At 69.6% G+C, this 17,347-nt stretch carries 17 protein-coding genes; 10 read left to right on the forward strand and 7 right to left on the reverse strand.

Annotated features, from left to right (window positions below; all coding sequences use genetic code 11):
• Positions 1-28 precede the first annotated feature (28 nt).
• The 7 genes from JJ691_RS40275 to iolD are packed head-to-tail and all read left to right on the forward strand — an operon-like array spanning position 29 to position 7,431.
• A complete protein-coding gene (locus JJ691_RS40275; protein ID WP_211764723.1) occupies positions 29-1,027 on the forward strand; it encodes a sugar ABC transporter substrate-binding protein in 999 nt (332 codons plus the stop codon).
• Positions 1,024-2,070, forward strand: a complete 1,047-nt coding sequence (locus tag JJ691_RS40280; RefSeq protein WP_211764724.1) for an ABC transporter permease — start codon at positions 1,024-1,026, stop codon at positions 2,068-2,070. Before JJ691_RS40275 ends, JJ691_RS40280 begins: the two co-directional genes overlap by 4 nt.
• Positions 2,067-2,846: an ATP-binding cassette domain-containing protein gene (locus JJ691_RS40285; protein WP_211764725.1), complete on the forward strand. Its 780-nt coding sequence runs from the start codon at positions 2,067-2,069 to the stop codon at positions 2,844-2,846. Before JJ691_RS40280 ends, JJ691_RS40285 begins: the two co-directional genes overlap by 4 nt.
• Positions 2,843-3,790, forward strand: coding sequence for a 5-dehydro-2-deoxygluconokinase (gene iolC / locus JJ691_RS40290; protein WP_211764726.1), 948 nt, complete (start codon positions 2,843-2,845; stop codon positions 3,788-3,790). The genes JJ691_RS40285 and iolC overlap by 4 nt, the downstream gene beginning before the upstream one ends.
• Complete coding sequence (locus JJ691_RS40295) at positions 3,780-4,703, forward strand: Cgl0159 family (beta/alpha)8-fold protein (protein WP_211764727.1); 924 nt, start codon at positions 3,780-3,782, stop codon at positions 4,701-4,703. Before iolC ends, JJ691_RS40295 begins: the two co-directional genes overlap by 11 nt.
• Positions 4,700-5,587 (forward strand): 5-deoxy-glucuronate isomerase, encoded by an 888-nt coding sequence (gene iolB / locus JJ691_RS40300; RefSeq protein ID WP_211764728.1) that lies wholly within the window; start codon positions 4,700-4,702, stop codon positions 5,585-5,587. Before JJ691_RS40295 ends, iolB begins: the two co-directional genes overlap by 4 nt.
• On the forward strand, positions 5,584-7,431 hold the full coding sequence (gene iolD, locus JJ691_RS40305) for a 3D-(3,5/4)-trihydroxycyclohexane-1,2-dione acylhydrolase (decyclizing) (protein WP_211764729.1): 1,848 nt from the start codon (positions 5,584-5,586) through the stop codon (positions 7,429-7,431). Before iolB ends, iolD begins: the two co-directional genes overlap by 4 nt.
• On the opposite strand, the gene JJ691_RS40310 is transcribed toward iolD, so the two are convergent.
• The gene (locus JJ691_RS40310) at positions 7,425-8,642 is read right to left on the reverse strand and encodes an ATP-binding protein (RefSeq protein WP_211764730.1); all 1,218 of its coding nucleotides are present in this window, start codon (positions 8,640-8,642) and stop codon (positions 7,425-7,427) included. The genes iolD and JJ691_RS40310 overlap by 7 nt on opposite strands.
• A 50-nt stretch (positions 8,643-8,692) precedes the next feature.
• On the opposite strand from JJ691_RS40310, the gene JJ691_RS40315 reads away from it, so the two are divergent.
• Positions 8,693-9,118 carry a hypothetical protein gene (locus tag JJ691_RS40315; protein WP_211764731.1) on the forward strand — a complete coding sequence of 142 codons (426 nt, stop codon included), beginning with the start codon at positions 8,693-8,695 and terminating at the stop codon, positions 9,116-9,118.
• A 63-nt stretch (positions 9,119-9,181) separates the two neighbouring features.
• On the opposite strand, the gene JJ691_RS40320 is transcribed toward JJ691_RS40315, so the two are convergent.
• Entirely contained in the window at positions 9,182-9,370 is a 189-nt protein-coding gene (locus JJ691_RS40320; protein ID WP_211764732.1) for a DUF3073 domain-containing protein, read from the reverse strand.
• A gap of 184 nt (positions 9,371-9,554) precedes the next feature.
• Between JJ691_RS40320 and JJ691_RS40325 the strand changes: the two genes are divergently transcribed.
• Positions 9,555-10,448, forward strand: a complete 894-nt coding sequence (locus JJ691_RS40325; RefSeq protein ID WP_211764733.1) for a hypothetical protein — start codon at positions 9,555-9,557, stop codon at positions 10,446-10,448.
• A gap of 169 nt (positions 10,449-10,617) precedes the next feature.
• Here JJ691_RS40325 and JJ691_RS40330 read toward each other — a convergent pair whose 3' ends face one another.
• The 4 genes from JJ691_RS40330 to JJ691_RS40345 form a co-directional block, all read right to left on the reverse strand.
• Positions 10,618-11,187 (reverse strand): RsiG family protein, encoded by a 570-nt coding sequence (locus tag JJ691_RS40330; RefSeq protein WP_211764734.1) that lies wholly within the window; start codon positions 11,185-11,187, stop codon positions 10,618-10,620.
• A gap of 52 nt (positions 11,188-11,239) precedes the next feature.
• Positions 11,240-12,094 (reverse strand): 3-keto-5-aminohexanoate cleavage protein, encoded by an 855-nt coding sequence (locus tag JJ691_RS40335; RefSeq protein ID WP_211764735.1) that lies wholly within the window; start codon positions 12,092-12,094, stop codon positions 11,240-11,242.
• Positions 12,095-12,306: 212 nt separating this feature from the next.
• Positions 12,307-13,314, reverse strand: coding sequence for a CAF17-like 4Fe-4S cluster assembly/insertion protein YgfZ (gene ygfZ, locus JJ691_RS40340; protein ID WP_249227328.1), 1,008 nt, complete (start codon positions 13,312-13,314; stop codon positions 12,307-12,309).
• Positions 13,311-13,757 (reverse strand): Fur family transcriptional regulator, encoded by a 447-nt coding sequence (locus JJ691_RS40345; protein ID WP_249227329.1) that lies wholly within the window; start codon positions 13,755-13,757, stop codon positions 13,311-13,313. The genes ygfZ and JJ691_RS40345 overlap by 4 nt, the downstream gene beginning before the upstream one ends.
• Before the next feature lie 41 nt (positions 13,758-13,798).
• Here JJ691_RS40345 and JJ691_RS40350 point away from each other — a divergent pair, with 41 nt between their 5' ends.
• Positions 13,799-14,641, forward strand: coding sequence for an aminodeoxychorismate lyase (locus tag JJ691_RS40350; protein ID WP_211764737.1), 843 nt, complete (start codon positions 13,799-13,801; stop codon positions 14,639-14,641).
• Positions 14,642-14,775: 134 nt separating this feature from the next.
• On the opposite strand, the gene JJ691_RS40355 is transcribed toward JJ691_RS40350, so the two are convergent.
• The gene (locus JJ691_RS40355; protein WP_211764738.1) at positions 14,776-17,343 is read right to left on the reverse strand and encodes a glycosyl hydrolase family 18 protein; all 2,568 of its coding nucleotides are present in this window, start codon (positions 17,341-17,343) and stop codon (positions 14,776-14,778) included.
• Positions 17,344-17,347 lie beyond the last annotated feature (4 nt).

Genomic DNA, 17,347 nt, shown 5'->3' on the forward strand with positions numbered 1-17,347 from the left:
CGGCGACCGCACTTCCCCAGGAGCGACAATGTTGTCCAAGAAGTCCAAGAGGATCCTGCTTGGCATGGCGGCCGCGGCGAGCGCGGTGGTGCTCGCCGCGTGCAGCGGGCCCGCCTCCTCCTCGTCGTCGAGCGGCGGCGCGCCGGCCAACGGCTCGGCGACCAGCGGCGGCCCGATGAGCGTCGCGGTGGTCACCCACGGCTCGGCCGGCGACTCGTTCTGGAACGTGGTGAAGAACGGCGCCACCGACGCCGGCAAGCAGCTGGGCGTCAACGTCACCTACAACTCCGACGGCGATCCTGGGGCGCAGTCGAAGTTGATCGACAACGCGGTCGCTCAGCACGTGGACGGCCTGGTCGTGTCCATGGCCAACCCGGACGCGCTCAAGACGTCCATCCAGAACGCGGTCAAGGCCGGCATTCCGGTCATCACCATCAACTCCGGCCAGTCGCAGAGCGCCGCCTTCGGCGCCATCGCGCACGTCGGCCAGGACGAGGGCATCGCCGGCCAGCAGGCCGGGGCCAAGCTCAAGGCGGCCGGCAAGACCAACCTGCTGTGCGTGATCCACGAGGCTGGCAACGTCGGCCTGGCCCAGCGCTGCGACGGCGCCAAGCAGGGCTTCGGCAAGACCACCAACCTGCAGGTGGACATCAACAACCCGACCGACGTCGAGGCCAAGATCAAGGGCGCGCTGCAGACCGACTCCTCGATCGACGCGGTGCTCACCCTCAACCCGCAGATCGCGCTGTCCGCGGTGAACGCGGCCAAGGAGACCAACTCCAAGGCCACCGTGGCCACCTTCGACCTCAACCCGGACGTGGTCAGCGCGATCAAGGCCGGCCAGATCTCCTTCGCGGTCGACCAGCAGCAGTACGAGCAGGGCTACCTGCCGATCGTGATGCTCAAGCTCTACCGCGACAACGCCAACACCGTCGGCGGCGGCCAGCCGGTGCTCACCGGTCCCGGCTTCGTCGACAAGTCCAATGTGGACAAGGTGGCGCAGTACGCGGCCAGGGGCACCCGATGAGTGATTTCTCGGGCACGCTGACGACCGACGAGCGCGTCTCGAGTCCCAGCCTGCTCACCCGACTGGCCGTCCGGCCGGAGATCGGCGCGCTCATCGGCGCGCTCGTGGTGTTCGTCTTCTTCACGGTGATCACCAGCCAGTTCATCACGCCGGCCGGGATCTCGACGTGGCTGGACACCTCGGCCACCCTGGGCATCGTGGCGGTGGCCGTGGCGCTGCTCATGATCGGTGGCGAGTTCGACCTGTCCGCCGGCGTGATGACCGCGTCCAGCTCGCTGGTCACGGCGATGCTGTCGGTGAAACTGGGCGTGAACGTCTGGATCGCCATCCTGGTGTCCCTGGTGTTCTCGCTCGGAGTCGGCGCGTTCAACGGCTGGCTGGTGATGCGCACGAAGCTGCCCAGCTTCATCGTCACGCTGGGCACCTTCTTCGCCTTGCAGGGCCTCAATCTCGGCGTCACGACGTTGGTGACCGGCACCGTCCAGGTGTCGGGCATCGCCGCCGCGCCGGGCTATGCCACGGCCGGCTACCTGTTCGCCTCCACCTTCACGGTGGGCACCACGACCTTCCCGATCTCCATCGTGTGGTGGATCGTGGTCACGCTGCTGGCTTCCTGGCTGCTGGTGCGGACCCGCTTCGGCAACTGGATCTTCGCTGTCGGCGGTTCCGCGCCCAGTTCCCGGGCGGTCGGCGTGCCGGTGGGCCGCAGCAAGATCCTGCTGTTCATGATGACCTCGGGCGCGGCCTGGCTGGTCGGCATGATCAACATCCTGCGGTTCACCACCGTGCAGGCCAACCAGGGCATCGGCCTGGAGTTCCAGTACATCATCGCGGCGGTCATCGGCGGCTGCCTGCTGACCGGCGGCTTCGGCTCGGCCATCGGCGCCGCGATCGGCGCGCTGATCTTCGGCATGGCCAACCAGGGCATCGTCTACGCGCACTGGAACAGCGACTGGTTCAAGCTGTTCCTCGGCATCATGCTGCTGGCCGCGGTGCTGGTGAACAACGGCTTCCGGGCCAGGGCGGAAAGGGTGCGGCGATGAGCTCACTGCTGGAGGTCCGCGACGTCGGCAAGACGTACGGCAGTGTGATCGCGCTGCGCGAAGTGTCCACTGTGGTCAATGTCGGCGAGGTCACCTGTGTGCTCGGCGACAACGGCGCGGGCAAGTCCACCCTGATCAAGATCCTGGCCGGGCTGCACCAGCACGACGCCGGCGAGTTCCTGATCGAGGGCCGGCCGGTGAAGCTGGCCTCGCCGCGTGAGGCCCTGGACCGCGGCATCGCCACGGTGTACCAGGACCTGGCCGTGGTGCCGCTGATGTCGGTGTGGCGCAACTTCTTCCTCGGCTCCGAGCCGACGAAGGGGTTCGGCCCGTTCCGGATGCTGGACCGGCGCAAGGGGCGGGACGAGACCCGCTGGGCGCTGGCCGACATGGGCATCGACCTGCGAGACGTGGAGCAGCCGGTGGGCACTTTGTCCGGCGGTGAACGGCAGTGCGTGGCCATCGCCAGGGCGGTGCACTTCGGCGCCAAGGTGCTCATCCTGGACGAGCCGACCGCGGCGCTGGGCGTGAAGCAGGCCGGTGTGGTGCTCAAGTACGTTGCCCAGGCCCGTGATCGCGGCCTCGGCGTCGTGCTGATCACGCACAACCCGCACCACGCCTACCCGGTGGGCAACCGGTTCCTGCTGCTCAAGCGGGGCCGCAGCCTGGGCTGCTTCGACAAGAAGGACATCAGCCTCGAAGAGCTCACCCGGCAGATGGCCGGCGGGGCGGAACTCGAGGCGCTGCAACACGAACTCCGTGGTGCGGCATCGTGAACACCCCACTGGAGGCGCTCACGATCGGCCGGGTCGGGGTCGACCTGTACCCGGAGCAGAGCGGCGTGCCGCTCGCCGGCGTGAGCACCTTCGCGAAGTCCCTGGGCGGCACGGCCACCAATGTCGCGGTGGCCGCCGCCCGGCTGGGCCGGCGCACGGCCGTGCTGACCAAGGTCGGCCCGGACGGCTTCGGCGAGTACGTGCGGCAGGCGTTGACGGGCTTCGGCGTCTCGCCGGAGTTCGTCGGCACCGCGCCGGATCTGCTGACGCCGGTGGTGTTCTGCGAGCTGAACCCGCCGGCCGATCCGCCGCTGCTGTTCTACCGCCTGCCGATCGCGCCGGACCTCACGCTGACCGAGGACGACGTGCCGTGGGACGTCGTCGAGAACGTGCCGCTGCTGTGGGTGACCGGCACCGGCGTGTGCACCGAGCCGGCCCGTTCCACCCAGCGCAAGATCCTGGAGCGGCGGGCCCGGCGTGGGCACACCGTGCTGGATCTGGACTACCGGCCGATGTTCTGGTCCGACGTGGACACCGCGCGGACCGAGATCGGCTGGATGCTCGACCACGTCACAGTGGCCGTGGGTAACCGGGCCGAGGTCGAGGTGGCGGTCGGCACCGCCGACCCGGACGAGGCCGCCGACCGGCTGCTGGCCCGGGGGATTTCCCTGGCCCTGGTGAAGAAGGGCGCGGACGGCGTGCTCGTCGCCACCCCCGAGCACCGGGAAACCGTGACGCCGCAACGGGTCGAGGTGGTCTGCGGGCTGGGGGCCGGCGACGCGTTCGGCGGCGCGGTGATCAACGGCCTGCTGGCCGGACTGGACCCGGTGACCATCGCCCGGCAGGCCAACGCGGCCGGTGCGATCGTGGCCTCCCGGCTGGCCTGCGCCGACGCCATGCCCGACGCCGGCGAGATCGAGGAGTTGCTTTCCCGTGTTGACTGACGCGCAGTGGGCCAGTCTGCTGCACACCAGGGCGACCGACCCGAACGCGGTGGCGATCGCCTACGCCACTCGGCGGCGCCGGCCCACGCTGTTGTCCAACAAGGGCACGCTGTTCCTGATCGCCGCCGATCACCCGGCACGAGGGGCGCTGGGTGTCGGCGGCGACCCGCTGGCCATGTCCGACCGCCGCGAGCTGCTGGACCGGCTGCTCACCGCGCTGGCCAACCCGGCGGTGGACGGCCTGCTGGCCACCCCGGACATCGTCGAGGAGCTGCTGCTGCTCGACGCGCTGCACGACAAGATCGTCATCGGCTCGATGAACCGCGGCGGCCTGGCCGGAGCCGACTGGGAGATCGACGACCGGTTCACCGGCTACGACGGTCAGTCCATTTCGGACAATCGGCTGGACGGCGGCAAGATGCTGCTGCGCATCGTGGACTCCGACGCCGGCACCATCCCGACCCTGCAGGGCTGCGCCGACGCCGTGACCGATCTGGCCGGGCAGGGGCTGATGGCCATGGTCGAGCCGCTGCCGTACACGCGGGACGCCGCGGGCAAGCTGGTGCTGCAGAAGGACTCCCAGTCGTTGGCGCGAGCCGTCACTGTTGCCTCGGCCCTGGGCGTCACCTCGGCGTACACCTGGCTCAAGCTGCCCGCGCCCAGTGATCTGAAGGTGCTGGACACCACCACGCTGCCGGTTGTCGTGCTCGGCGGTGTGCCGTCCGGCAACCCTGCCGACGACCTCGCCGCCTGGGGCAGTGCGCTGTCGCATCCGGTGGTGCGTGGGCTGGTGGTCGGCCGCGCCCTGCTCTACCCGCCCGACGGCGACGTCGCCGCCGCCGTGCAAGCCGCCGCGAAGGTTCTAGCCGAAGTCCCGCTCGCGGGGGCGAGAATCGAAGGAGGCGCGTCGTGACTTTGCACCGGCCACTCGGGACACTCTCGGACGGCGAGGACCCGGTTCGGCTCGCGCCGGAGGACGCCGGTTGGGCGTACACCGGGCTGCGGGTGCTGCTGTTGCACCCGGGGACCTCGCGCGTGATCGAGACCGGCGAGTTCGAGGCGTTCGTGCTGCCGCTGTCCGGCGGCTGCGTCGTCGAGGTCGACGGCCTGCGCTTCGAGCTCGACGGCCGGGACTCCGTGTTCAGTCGGGTCACTGACTTCGCTTACGTGCCAAGGGATGCCACTGTCACCCTGTCCACGAGGGATGGTGTCGAGGTCGCCCTGCCGATGGCGCGCTGCACCCGGCGGCTGGAGCCCAGGTACGGGCCGGCCGAGGATGTTCCGGTCGAGACCCGCGGCGCCGGCAACGCCACCCGCCAGGTCACCAACTTCGGCGTTCCCGGCGTGTGGGACCACGCCGACAAGCTCAACGCCTGCGAGCTGATCACGCCTGACGGCAACTGGTCCTCGTACCCGCCGCACAAGCACGACGAGCGAGGCGAGTGCGAGGTCGTCAACGAGGAGATCTACTACTTCCGCATCGCCGGCCGCGACGGCGTGCGCACCTCGCGGGACGGCTTCGGCCTGCACCGCACCTACACCGCCGACGGCTCCATCGACGAGGACGTGGCCGTCCGCGACGGCGACGTCTTCCTGATTCCGCGCGGCTATCACGGTCCGTGCGTGGCCGCGCCCGGTTACCCCATGTACTACCTGAACGTCCTGGCCGGGCCGGCCGACGACCGTTCGATGGCGTTCTGTGACGACCCCACGCACGGCTGGATCCGTGACACCTGGGCCACCACGCCGCTGGACCCGCGCTGCCCCGTGACGTCTGCGAAGGGACGTGTGCGATGAGGATGACCACCGCCCAGGCCCTGGTTCGCTGGCTGATCGCCCAGCGGACGGAGCTGTTCGACGGCACCGAGGCCCCGCTGTTCCCCGGCGTGTACGCCATCTTCGGGCACGGCAACGTGCTTGGTCTCGGCACCGCCTTGGAGGAGCACCGGTCGGAGCTGCCGGTGTGGCGCGGGCACAACGAGCAGGGCATGGCGCTGGCCGCCGTCGGCTACGCCAAGGCCACGCACCGCCGGCAGGTCGGCGTCGCCACCACCTCCATCGGGCCCGGTGCTTTGAACCTGGTGACCGCCGCCGGTGTCGCGCACGCCAACCGGCTGCCGCTGCTCCTGCTGCCCGGCGACACCTTCACCAGCCGTGCCCCCGATCCCGTGCTCCAGCAGATCGAGCCGTTCCACGACGGCACCGCCAGCGTCAACGACGCCTTCCGGGCCGTCAGCCGTTACTTCGACCGCATCACCCGGCCTGAGCAGCTGCTGGCCGCCTTGCCGCAGGTCGCCCGGGTGCTCACCGACCCCGCCGACTGTGGTCCGGTCACCCTCGCGCTGCCGCAGGACGTGCAGGCCGAGGCCTTCGACTTCCCCGAGACGCTGTTCGAGCCCGTCGTGCATCGCATCCAGCGCCCCCGGGCTGACCTTCGCTCCCTGGCCGAGGCCGCCGCCGTGCTTCAGGGCGCCTCTCGGCCCCTCTTGGTCCTCGGCGGCGGCGTCCGTTACTCCGGCGCCGGTGCTGAGGCGATCGCCTTCGCCGAACGCTTCGGTATCCCGATCACCGAGACCACCGCCGGCCGCACCCTGGTCACCCACGACCACCCCCTGCACGCCGGCCCCCTCGGCATCACCGGCTCCAGCTCCGGCAACGAGCTCGCCGCCGAGGCCGACGTGGTGTTCGCGGTCGGCACCCGGCTCCAGGACTTCACCACCGCCTCGTGGACCGTCTTCTCGCCTTCCGTCCGCCTGGTCGCCTTGAACGCCGCCCCCTTCGACGCCGTCAAACACGGCGCCGTCGCCGTCGTCGGCGACGCCCTGGCCGGGCTGGCCGATCTTGAGCCGTTGCTGGGTTCTTGGTCCGCTCCTGCCTCCTGGACCGCTCGTGCTGCTTCCGCCCGCGCCGTCTGGGACTCCCATATCGACAAGCTCCGGACCCCGTCCGCCGAGCTCACGTACGCCCAGGTCGTCGGCCTCGTCAACGACCAGTCAGGTCCGTTGGACTACGTCATGACCGCCTCCGGCGGCCTCCCCGGCGAGCTCATCGGCGGCTGGCGTGCTTCCGGCCCCGCCACCATGGACGTCGAGTACGGCTTCTCCTGCATGGGTTACGAGATCGCCGGCGCCTGGGGGGCCGCCATGGCCCACACCTCCGGCGTTGTAACAACCTTGCTCGGTGATGGGTCTTACCTGATGCTCAACTCCGAGCTGTTCAGCGCCGCCTTCGCCGGCCACGGCTTCGTCGCGGTGGTCTGCGACAACGACGGCTACGCCGTGATCCATCGTTTGCAGACCGGTCAAGGTGCCGCCGGCTACAACAACATGTACTCCGACTGCCGTAGCTCCCTGGCCGAACCCCCTCGCGTCAACTTCGTCGCCCACGCCGCGGCCCTTGGTTGCTCAGTCTTCGAGGCCGACGACAGCTCCTTTGCCGCCCAATACGCCGCCGCCCGCTCCGCCGCCGCAGAGGGCAAGGTCGCTGTGGTCACGGTCAAGACCCACCCGTCGTCGTGGACCGAGGCCGGCGCTTGGTGGGAGGTCGGCGTTCCCCAGACCTCACACCGCCCCGAGGTCCTGGCCGCCCGCGCCGAGCTCGACGAAGCCAAGGCCAAGCAGGTCCGGTATTTGGGTCACTGACTGTCGGGGCATCCGGGATGTTCGGGTTGCCCTCCAGTCCTGGCCGGCAATGCCGTGGCATTGTCGGATTTCGGCCGGCGTAATTCCGTCGTGCTCCTGGCGTAGAAGTTCAGCGCGCACTCCCAGATAGCGTGCTGTTCTTCCTCGTCCGTCTCGAGTTCGAGGCGTTCGGCCGAGTACAGTCTGACCAGGTCGTGCAGGCGATACCAGCCTCGCGGCGAACCCACCTCGGCCATATGTGCCCGGCACAACCCGGCCAACAGGCGTCGAGCCTGCTTGACGGAAACGTTTGCCACGCAGGCCACGGCGTCGGTGCTGACCTGTGTCGGCAGCATCGACATCATCCTGAACAGGCGCGCCTCGTCCTGGCTCAACCGCTGATACGACAGGTCGAATGCCCGGCGCACCGTACTTGACCCGTAGCTGAGGTCGTCCAGGCGCTCGCGTTCGTCGAGGAGGTCATCGGCCAGCTCGCTGATAGTGAGTTCGGGGTCGGATCGCAATAGCGCGGCGACAATGCCGAGTGCCAGCGGCAGGCGTCCGCACAGATTGACCAGCTCCCGTGCCGCTTTCGGCTCGGTGGCTACTCGATCGTCATTCAAGGCTTTGATCAGCTGGGTGATGCCTTCCTCGACCGTGAGGATGGTGAGATCCACCAACTGCGCATCGAGGTCGGCCAGGGTGTGCCGGCTGGTGATGAGGACCTTGTGCTTTGTCGAACCGGGGAGCAGTGGGCGCACCTGCTCCCGGGACGAAGCGTTGTCCAGAACAATCAGCATTCGGTCGCTGGTAGCCAGCCGTGAGCGGTAAACCTGCTCGCAGGCCGCTTGGGAGTCCGGCGGCTCATCACCAAGGGCCCGTACGAATGTCGACAACGCGCTAAGTGGATCCATCGGCTGCTCGGCGTAGCCCTGGAGGTCGACGAACAAGACACCGCCGGGGAAGTCGGCCGCGGCGTCGTGGGCGGCTTTGAGGACGACCGTGGTCTTGCCGACGCCGGCCAGGCCGGCCACCACCCAAACGGGTGTAGGGGTGGTCTCCTGGAGGGCGTCGTGGAGGACGGCCAGCATCTCCTCGCGGCCGGTGAAGCCTGACGGCACCGGAGGTAGGCCGGCCAGGGCGGCGCGCATGGATGAACCGATGTTGACGGTGTCAGCCTGGACAACAGTGCCCTCGGCCTTGCCCTGGAAGTCGTTGTGCGTGTCCGCCACGAGTCGATTATCCGGGCACCACTGATCAACTACGGCTATCGTCGAGGGCGATGTTTGGCGCGCGGGTCCCGGTGTTGTGTCCGGACCACTTCCCGGACGGCTTCCGCCGGATGGTGGAACGGATCGTCGACGACGTGGCGGCGGCGCTGCCCGTGTTGCACCCGGAGCTGCGGGTGGTGGTGGGGGATCCGACCGGCAAGCCGTTGCTGACTTTCACGGTGTGGTTCGACCACGTCCGGCGCGCGGCGTTCGGGCTGCCGGTGCGCATGCTGAAGGCCAACGTGGAGCAGCTACGCCGGGACCTGGCCGAACGGCTCCAGGACGCGTTCGTCGAGGAGTACGGCCGGCCGCTGCCGCCGTGCCCGGGACACGAGCATCCGCTGGTGCCGGAGGTGCGCGAGGTCGCGGTGTGGCAATGCCCGAACGACCCGGGTCACTGGTCCTGCCGGATCGGTGACTACCAGGTCGCTGGGTAGGCAAAAGGGAGGGCTGAGCGGCCGGTGACCCGGCAGCTCAACCCTCACCACGTTGCCGACGCGTCAACGACGGTAGTCGTCGTCGTAATCGTCGTACGGGTCTTCCGTTTGCTCATCGTCCGGCGGGCCCACATGGGACTGTCCCGAGCCCGACAGCTCACGCTGAAGGGCATCGAAGTCCGTGTTGTGGGAGCTGTACTTGAGCTCTCGGGCCACCTTCGTTTGCTTGGCCTTCGCTCGGCCGCGCCCCATGGCTCGACCCCCTCGCACAGGGACGGGGGCGGCCGGGGGATCGGCGGCCCCACTCGTCACGACAACTGGTTCCTGGTAACTACCGTACCGTGTCGATGGGGTTCGATGCGACGCGGCTTGCTTGTGGACCGCGCGACACCTCACCGACGCCCGGTCGGGCTGCCGATCGTGGCACGATTCGGGTGTGCCCCGCCCGTTCTCCGCTTACCTTCGAGTGTACGAACCGTTGTCGGCCTTCGACGCTGAGTTGGCCGCCAGGTTGCGCAAGGCCGTCGACGACGGCCCTCTGACCAGGGCGGAAGCCGGAGATCGAGAGCGGGAACTGTGGCTCCGGTCACAGTTGGCGACCCCGCCGCGGCTGCTACCCGGCGAGCTCTCCGACGGCCGTCCAGCCCCGAACGCCCCGCTCGACGTGCTGGTGCTGGACCCGGCCGAGGTCCCGACCAGCGAGAGCGCCGCCGTAGGCCCCGGCCCCCTGATCTGCCCGCTGGACATGCGCGCCCGCTCCGCCGCGGCCCTGGTGGGCTTCCTGAGCACCTCCTCGGGCGTGCTGAAGGCCGCCGCCCTGACCATCCCGGCCGACACCGCCCGGACCCGGGCCGGCGCGGTGATGGCCGAACTGTCCGGCGGGGCGGTGCATGTGGTGTCCACCACGTGGACGGTGCCGCTGCCGTGGTTCTCGCTGGTCGACCCGGACAGCCGGCACATCATCCTCGCGCCCCGCGAGGACGGCGAACGGCAGGTCGCGTGGCGGATCGCCATGGCCGACGCCCGCCGCCGGGTCGCGCGGGCCCACTCCGTGGTCCGGGAGACGCTCGGCGACAACGGCCCGGCCCGGGTGCTCAAGGACACCGGCCGCTGGCTGGAGCACTTCCACCCGCACTCCGCCGTCGAGCTCGACTACGGCGGCCTGGTCCAGCTGCTCGACGACCAGGAGCTGCTGGAGGACACCTCGGCCCAGGACGTGCACGCCATCGTCGACGCCATGGAGTCCGGCGACGCCGAGCAGGTCGCCTCCCGCTACGAGCAGCTGCGCGACTTCTGGGGCGAGCTCGCCGGCAAGGAACGCCTGGGCTGAGTTTTGCCGCGCGTTCCGCGCGGGGCTCGGCCCCCGGGTAGCCAGTGCCTCGCCCTTGCCGGATTTCGCCCGCCGCATCCGGCTTGGGTGGTGGGGTGCGTCGGGTGGCGGCGGCCGAAATCCGCCAACCAGGCGAAGCACCGGCGGGGCCTCGCAGGGCCTGGGCTAGCTACTCCGCTTCACGCCTGGTTCGCTCGTTGGCCAGCAGCTCGTCGACCGAGGCGCTGCCGCTGCGGTAGCGGCCGGCGATCTCGGCGTTGAGCTTGTCCATCACGGTCTGCACCTCGCGCCGCCGCGCCGACACCGAGGCCTCCTCGGCGGCGAACGCCTGACGGGCCTGGTCCAGCTTGTCGTCCGACAGCGACGCCACGTCCGACAGGTCGACGTCGGAGACGAGGGCCTCCACGTGCCGGCGATGCGCCTCGGCGCGGGACGGCTCCAGCGTCTGGTAGCGGCCGAGGCCGGTGGCCGGGCCGACCGCGTTCTCGGACAGGATCGAGACCAGCCGGTCCACCACGGAGGCGCCGCTGCCCTCGACTCTGCGCTGCTGTTCCGCCTTCACGATGTCGATTCGGGCGTGCAGCAACCGACGCAGGTAAGACAGGTCGGTCTCCTCCTGCGCCGCCTCGTCGCGCAGCGCGCGGACCTCATCAAGCGGGCGCTGCTCGACACCGGCCGTGTAGTCCGGCGCGAGCACCCGGTCGATGCGCCGCCGCCCGCCAGGACGGACCTCGATCACACCGCCATCCTGAAGCACACTGCCATCACCCGCCAACACCTGAGAGTCGGTTTCAACCGGACCGTTGCACTCCGAGCAGCTTGCGGACCTCGTCCGCGGGCAGCGGCGGCCGCTGGGCTATCCGGGCGAGGCCACTGGCCCTGGCCACCAGTTGGGCGTTGTCGCGGACCCGCTCGCCCCGGGCGTAGGAGATCGTGTCCTCCATCCCGACCCGCAGATGCCCGCCCGCCGAGAGCGCCGCGAACATCACCGGTATGGAGGAGCGCCCGATCCCGGTGGCCGAGAACGTTGCGCCATCCGGGATCGCCCGCAGCGCCGCCGCGAGCGTCTCCGTGTCGCCCGGCATGCCGCCCGGCACGCCCATCACCAGATCCACGTGCACGTGCCCGCCGGCCGGCAGGCCGTGCTGGTCCAGGAGCCGCTGGAGGCTGGTCAGCTGGCCCAGGTCGAAGATCTCGTACTCCGGCACGATGCCCCGGTCCTGCATCCGCTTGTGCAGCTCGACGATGAACTCCCAGCGGTTCATGAACACGTCGTCGCCGAAGTTGACCGTGCCCATCGTGCAGGAGGCCGAGTCCGGGCCGGCCTCCAGCACCCGCAGCCGGTGCTCCTCCGGGTCCGTCACCGCGCCGCCGGACGACAGTTGGACCACCAGGTCCGTCTCCGCCCGCAGCGCCGCCACCGTCTCCTTCAGCAGCCCCAGGTCCAGCGTCGGCCGTGTGTCCGCGCCGCGGATGTGCACGTGGATCATCGACGCGCCCACCCGCTCGCAGTCCTTGGCCGTGCTGACCAGCTCGTCCAGGCTCACCGGCAGATTCGGCACGTCCGCCTTGGCATGCTCGGCCCCGGTGGGGGCGACCGTGATCAGAGTGCCGTGAGAACCGGGGCGCGGCGTCGACGGTGACATGGCCCGATCCTCGCACGTCCACCCGACCCAAAGGGCGTCCGCCGGAAGATTTTCTGGCCGAACCCGCATGCCACGGAAATTCGTCGGCCGACCTAATGGATCTCACCACCCACCACTCCCGGGGGGCGTGCCCATCGCCAGCCTATCGGCGGCTGCCGGGCGCGGGGTGGGGTGAAGATCCAGATGTGGACAACTCGGGGCCTGTGGACAACTCAGCGGCCGAGGTTGCGGACGGCCTCCCGGCCCAGGGCGGCGTTGTCCGGGGGCACCGAGTCCGGGTCGATGGAGGCGGCGATGGGCTCCTCCGCCGGCCCGGTGACCAAGGACGCGTCCAGCGGCACGGAGCGCTTGATCAGGGCCAGGGCGATGGGGCCGAGCTCGTGGTGGCGGACGGCGGAGCCGATGCGGCCGACGGCCTTGCCGTCGAGCAGCACGGGGTCGCCGGTCTCGGGCAGGGCGTCGAGGGAGCCGTCGAGGTGCAGCAGCAGCATCCGCCGCGGCGGCCGGCCGACGTTCTCGACCTTGGAGACGGTCTCCTGCCCCCGGTAGCAGCCCTTGTTGAGGTGCACGGCGGTGCCGATCCACCGGGCCTCGTGCGGGATGGTGCGCTCGTCGGTGTCGACGCCGAGCCGGGGACGAAGCAGCTCCACGCGCAGCGCCTCGAAGGCCAGGGAACCGGCGGGGCGGGCGCCGGCGTCAACCAGGCGGGTGAATTCCGCGTCCTTCGACGCACGGGGAACGAGCAGGTCGGCGCCCCACGGCATGGGGCGGACAAGGCCGCCGAAGGTGACCAGCTTCGGCGTGTCAGGACCGACAACGGACAGCACGGCGATCTCGGACGTGGCGTCCCGGGGCTCGACCTTGGACCAGAACTTCATCGACTCCAGGTAGGCCAGCAGGGCCTTGCCGGAGCCGGGCTCCACATCGAGCCAGGCCGTGCCCTCGAAGTCGGTGAGCACGGCATGGTGCTCAACCCGGCCCTGCACATCCAGCACGAGCAGTTCGGTGGTCTCGCCGTCCCGCAGGTCGAGCACGTGCTGACTGGTCAGGTTGTGCAGCCAGGTCAGCCGGTCCTCGCCGGGAACGGCGATGACCTCACGGTTGGAGCGGTCGACCACGGCGGCCGAGCGGGCGGCGGCGCGCTGCTCGGCGAAGGGGTCGCCGTAGTGCCACGGCACGCCGGCGTCGGGCGAGCCGGCGGGGGCCTCGACGAAACTCACGACTTCTCCTGTTCGGCGATGCACTCCCGGCAGGTGCCGGACAGCGCGAGATGGCTGGCGTCCAGCCGGAAGCCACGGCCCTGGTCGAGCCGTTCGGCCAGCCCGTCCAGCAGCGAGCACGGCACCTCGTCGACCCGGCCGCAGCTGTGGCAGACCAGGTGCACGTGCTCGTGCTCGTCCACGGAGTACGACGGCGCGCCATGGCCGAGATGGGTGTGCCGGACCAGGTTCAGCTTCTCCAGCAGTTCCAGGGTCCGATAGACGGTGGTGATGTTCACGGTCGGCGTGACGCGCTGCACCCGCTGGCAGATCTGCTCCGGCGTGGCGTGCTCGAGCTCACGGACGGCGTCCAGCACCAACTGACGCTGAGGGGTCATCCGCAGCCCACGCTCGTGCAGCGTGCGGCGCAGCCGCGCGGCCTCCTCGGGGCTCACGGTCTCCACACCCCCAGAATAGGACGCGGACCCCTGAGTAGGCTCGGCCCATGCGCGTGCTGGCCTTTCTGGACGGAACGACCGCGGATCCCGAAGCCCCGCTGCTGCGGGTGGACGACCTGGGACTGCTCCGCGGCGACGGTGTGTTCGAGACGATCCTGGTCATCGATGGCAAGCCGAGAGAGCTCGGTCCGCACCTGGACCGGCTGGACCGCTCGGCGGCCATGCTCGAACTGCCGGAGCCGGACCGGGCCGGCTGGGAGCGCGCGGTCGACGCGGTGATCAACAACTGGACCGGCGGCAAGGACATGGCCCTGAAGCTGGTCCTGACCCGCGGCAACGAGTACGGCGACGGCACGCCGACGGCGTTCGCGATGGGCCTGCCGATCGCCGACAAGGTGCTCCAGCAACGGGCCGACGGCATCGCGGCGATCACCCTGGAGCGGGGCTTCGAGCCGGGCCTGGCCCAGCGCGCCCCCTGGCTGCTGCTGGGCGCCAAGTCGCTGTCGTACGCGGTGAACATGGCGGCGGTCCGCTACGCCGCCCGCGAGGGCGCGGACGACGTGGTCTTCACGGCGGCCGACGGCTCGGTGCTGGAGGGTCCGACCTCCACCCTGGTCCTGGTGCGCGAGCGCACCCTGGTGACGCCGCCGTCGACCGTCGGCATCCTGCCCGGCACCACCCAGGCGGCGCTGTTCCGCGCGGCCGAGCGGGCCGGCTGGTCGGTGAAGGTGGAGCCGATCCCGGCCGCCGACCTGCCCGGGGCCGAGGGCCTGTTCCTGGTCTCCAGCGTGCGCTGCGTGACCCGCATCCACACGCTGGACGGCAAGCAGCTCAAGGACTCCAGCGCCCTGCACCGCGAGCTGACGGCCCTCTACGAGTCGGAGTACTGACTTTGTGGGTCTCCAAGACCTACAAACCAGGTTCGTGATGGTCGCTAACCGCCTCAAACCGCCGGGGTTTGAGGCGGTTAGCGGTAGGGCGGGCTGGGGTTTGGGGGTCTTGGAGACACCCGAACCCCATCACCTCACTTCAGGCCGGTGTCGACGGCGGTCATCAGGGTGCCGGTGTCGCCGGACATCTCCCAGATCATCGCGCCCAGCAGGCCCTTGCTCTTGATGTAGGCCATTTTCTGGCCGATGGACCAGGTGTCGTCGAACGTCCACCACTGGCTGCCGTCATAGCCGTACGTGGCCACGGCCTGTGTGTTGTGGTAGACGGTCATGTTCGGCAAGGCGCTCAGCAGGTTGCTGTAGCCCCGGGTGCCGGCCTCCTCGGCGAACTGCCCCGGCGCGGCCCCGTTGGCCGCCTGCCACTCGCCATGGGCGCCACCGTCGGTGACGCCCTGCCAACCTCGGCCGTAGAACGGAATGCCCACGGTCATCTTGCGTGGATTCACCCCCGCCGACAGGTACGTCTGCACGGCCCCGTCCACGCTGAAGTGGAACGAGTACGGGTCGTTGCTGGCCGGGTACAGGTTGGCCTGGTCGCCGGTCCGGTTGGGCTCCCACGAGTTGTCGCTGCCGGAGCCGTGGAAGTCGTAGCCCTGCACGTTGAAGATGTCCAGGGACTTCGACGTCTGCGGCAGGTCCCAGCCCTCGCTGACCTTGGTCGGGTCGGCGGGAGTGAACGCGGTCAGCTGGTACCGCTTGCCGTTGGCCGCGCCCAGGGCGTCCAGTTCGGTGCGGAACTCGGCCAGCAGGGCGGTCAGGTTGGCCTTGTCGGACGCGCTGTAGTGGTTGCCGGGGTGGCCGTTGGCGTCGCCGGGCCATTCCCAGTCCAGGTCGATGCCGTCGAAGATGTTGGCGGCCACACCCGCGCCGCCCGCGCCCTCGGTGACCGGCAGGTTGCCCTTGATCCAGGTGTCGAGGCAGGAGGCGACGAACTTCTTCCGGGACGCGTCGGTCTTGGCCACGTCGGAGAAGTACTTCGAGTACGTCCAGCCGCCGATGGAGACCAGGATCTTCAGGTTCGGGTACAGCGCCTTGAGTTCCTTGAGCTGGTTGAGGTTTCCGCGCAGCGGCGCGAAGCCGTCGTCGGCCACGCCGTTGACGGCCTGGGCGGCAGAGAAGGGGCGGCCGTAGTCGGCGTCGGCGTCGCCAGCGCCGTCACCCTGGCTGGGGTCCTCGGGATCGGCGGTGGTGCCCAAGGTGGCGCCGGACAGGCACGTCAGGTTGACCGGGTCGATGTTCTCGAACGCGTACAACAGATGCGTCAGCTTGGCCGCGGCGCCAGTGGTGACGAGGTTCTTCACGAAGTACTGGCGGCCGTAGATGCCCCACTGCACGAAGTAACCGACCTTGGCGTAGCCGTTGCCGATTACGTCGGAAGTCGTTGCGGTGACGGCATTGCTGGCCGCGGACACGTTGTCGTAGCCGTCCCGGGCCTGCACCGTGAAGGTGTACTGAGTGGACGGACTGAGGCCGGTGACGGTCGCCGTGGTGCCAGTCACCGTTGTGGCGACAGCAGATCCGTTGAACACGTCATAAGACACCACGCCGGTGTTGTCGGTGGAGGCCGACCAACTCAGGGAAACCGTCACGGAGTCCTTGCCCGTCACGGCCAGATTCGTTGGTGCGGTGGGAGGTTGCGTGTCGGCGGAGGGGTCGTTGGTGGTGACGCTGACTGGTGCGCTGGCAGCCGAGGAGGTGCCATGGGTGTCCTTGGCCTTCACGGTGAAGGTGTAGGACGTCTTCGGCGTCAGGCCGGTGATCTGTGCGGTGGTGCCGGTGACCGACACAGCCAGCGCGGAGCCGTTGTAGACGTCGTAGCCGGCGATGGGCAGATCCCCTGGTGTGGCGGCATTCCAGGCCAGCAGCACGGTCCTGGTGGTCTTGGCGGTGGAGTGCAGGTTGGTCGGCGCACCCGGTGGCGCGTCAGCCGTTCCGTCGCACTTGCTGTCGTTGACGCGGCAGTTCTGCGGGCTGCCGGAGCCGCTGACCGTGAACGTCAGGCTGTACGGCTCGGTGGTGGCATGGGCCTTCACCACAGTGTTGTAGTACGCCGGTGTCGCCACCACATGGGTGCCGGTCTGCGTCACGGTGCCGTTCTGGCCGTTGCTGACCGTGGTCCCGCTGGGCAGGTCGAAGGCCAGCGACCACAACTTGAGATCGGTGTCGGAGTTGTTGGCCACCACGTACTTCCCGGTGGACCCGGACTGCGAGTACTGCGCCGTCACCGCGGCTGTCACCGGCGGCGGGGTCGTTCCGCCCGACCCGTCGCAGTTGACGCCGTTGAGCAGGCAGTTGGCCGGGGAGACGGCCGAGCTGAGCGAGAACGACAGGCTGTACGGCTCGGTGCTGCCATGGGCGGCAACGGTGTTGATGTAGTACGCGGGGGTGGCCGTCACGTGGGTGCCGGTCTGGGTGAGGGTGCCGTTCTGCGGGCTGCTCGCGGTGACGCCGGCGGGCAGGTCGAAGCTGATCGACCAGCCGGTGATCGCCGCGGCCGTCGAGTTGGCCACGACGTACTTGCCGCCGCCCGCCGACGCGGTGAACGTGGCGGTCAGGCCGGTGGTCGCGGCCGCTTCGGGGGCGAGGGCGACCGCCGCGCCCAACGTGAACAGGGTTGCCGAGAGCAGTGCAAGCTTGCGCATGGTG

The sequence above is a fragment of the Kutzneria sp. CA-103260 genome (assembly GCF_018263855.1).
Taxonomy (GTDB): Bacteria; Actinomycetota; Actinomycetes; order Mycobacteriales; family Pseudonocardiaceae; genus Kutzneria.

Excerpts from the sequence above, each read along its gene's own strand:
- JJ691_RS40275 (WP_211764723.1), top strand. The coding sequence starts at position 29 with ATGTTGTCCAAGAAGTCCAAGAGGATCCTGCTTGGCATGGCGGCCGCG.
- JJ691_RS40280 (WP_211764724.1), top strand. The coding sequence starts at position 1,024 with ATGAGTGATTTCTCGGGCACGCTGACGACCGACGAGCGCGTCTCGAGT.
- JJ691_RS40285 (WP_211764725.1), top strand. The coding sequence starts at position 2,067 with ATGAGCTCACTGCTGGAGGTCCGCGACGTCGGCAAGACGTACGGCAGT.
- iolD (WP_211764729.1), top strand. The coding sequence starts at position 5,584 with ATGAGGATGACCACCGCCCAGGCCCTGGTTCGCTGGCTGATCGCCCAG.
- JJ691_RS40315 (WP_211764731.1), top strand. The coding sequence starts at position 8,693 with ATGTTTGGCGCGCGGGTCCCGGTGTTGTGTCCGGACCACTTCCCGGAC.
- JJ691_RS40320 (WP_211764732.1), bottom strand. The coding sequence starts at position 9,370 with ATGGGGCGCGGCCGAGCGAAGGCCAAGCAAACGAAGGTGGCCCGAGAG.
- JJ691_RS40335 (WP_211764735.1), bottom strand. The coding sequence starts at position 12,094 with ATGTCACCGTCGACGCCGCGCCCCGGTTCTCACGGCACTCTGATCACG.
- JJ691_RS40350 (WP_211764737.1), top strand. The coding sequence starts at position 13,799 with ATGCGCGTGCTGGCCTTTCTGGACGGAACGACCGCGGATCCCGAAGCC.
- JJ691_RS40355 (WP_211764738.1), bottom strand. The coding sequence starts at position 17,343 with ATGCGCAAGCTTGCACTGCTCTCGGCAACCCTGTTCACGTTGGGCGCG.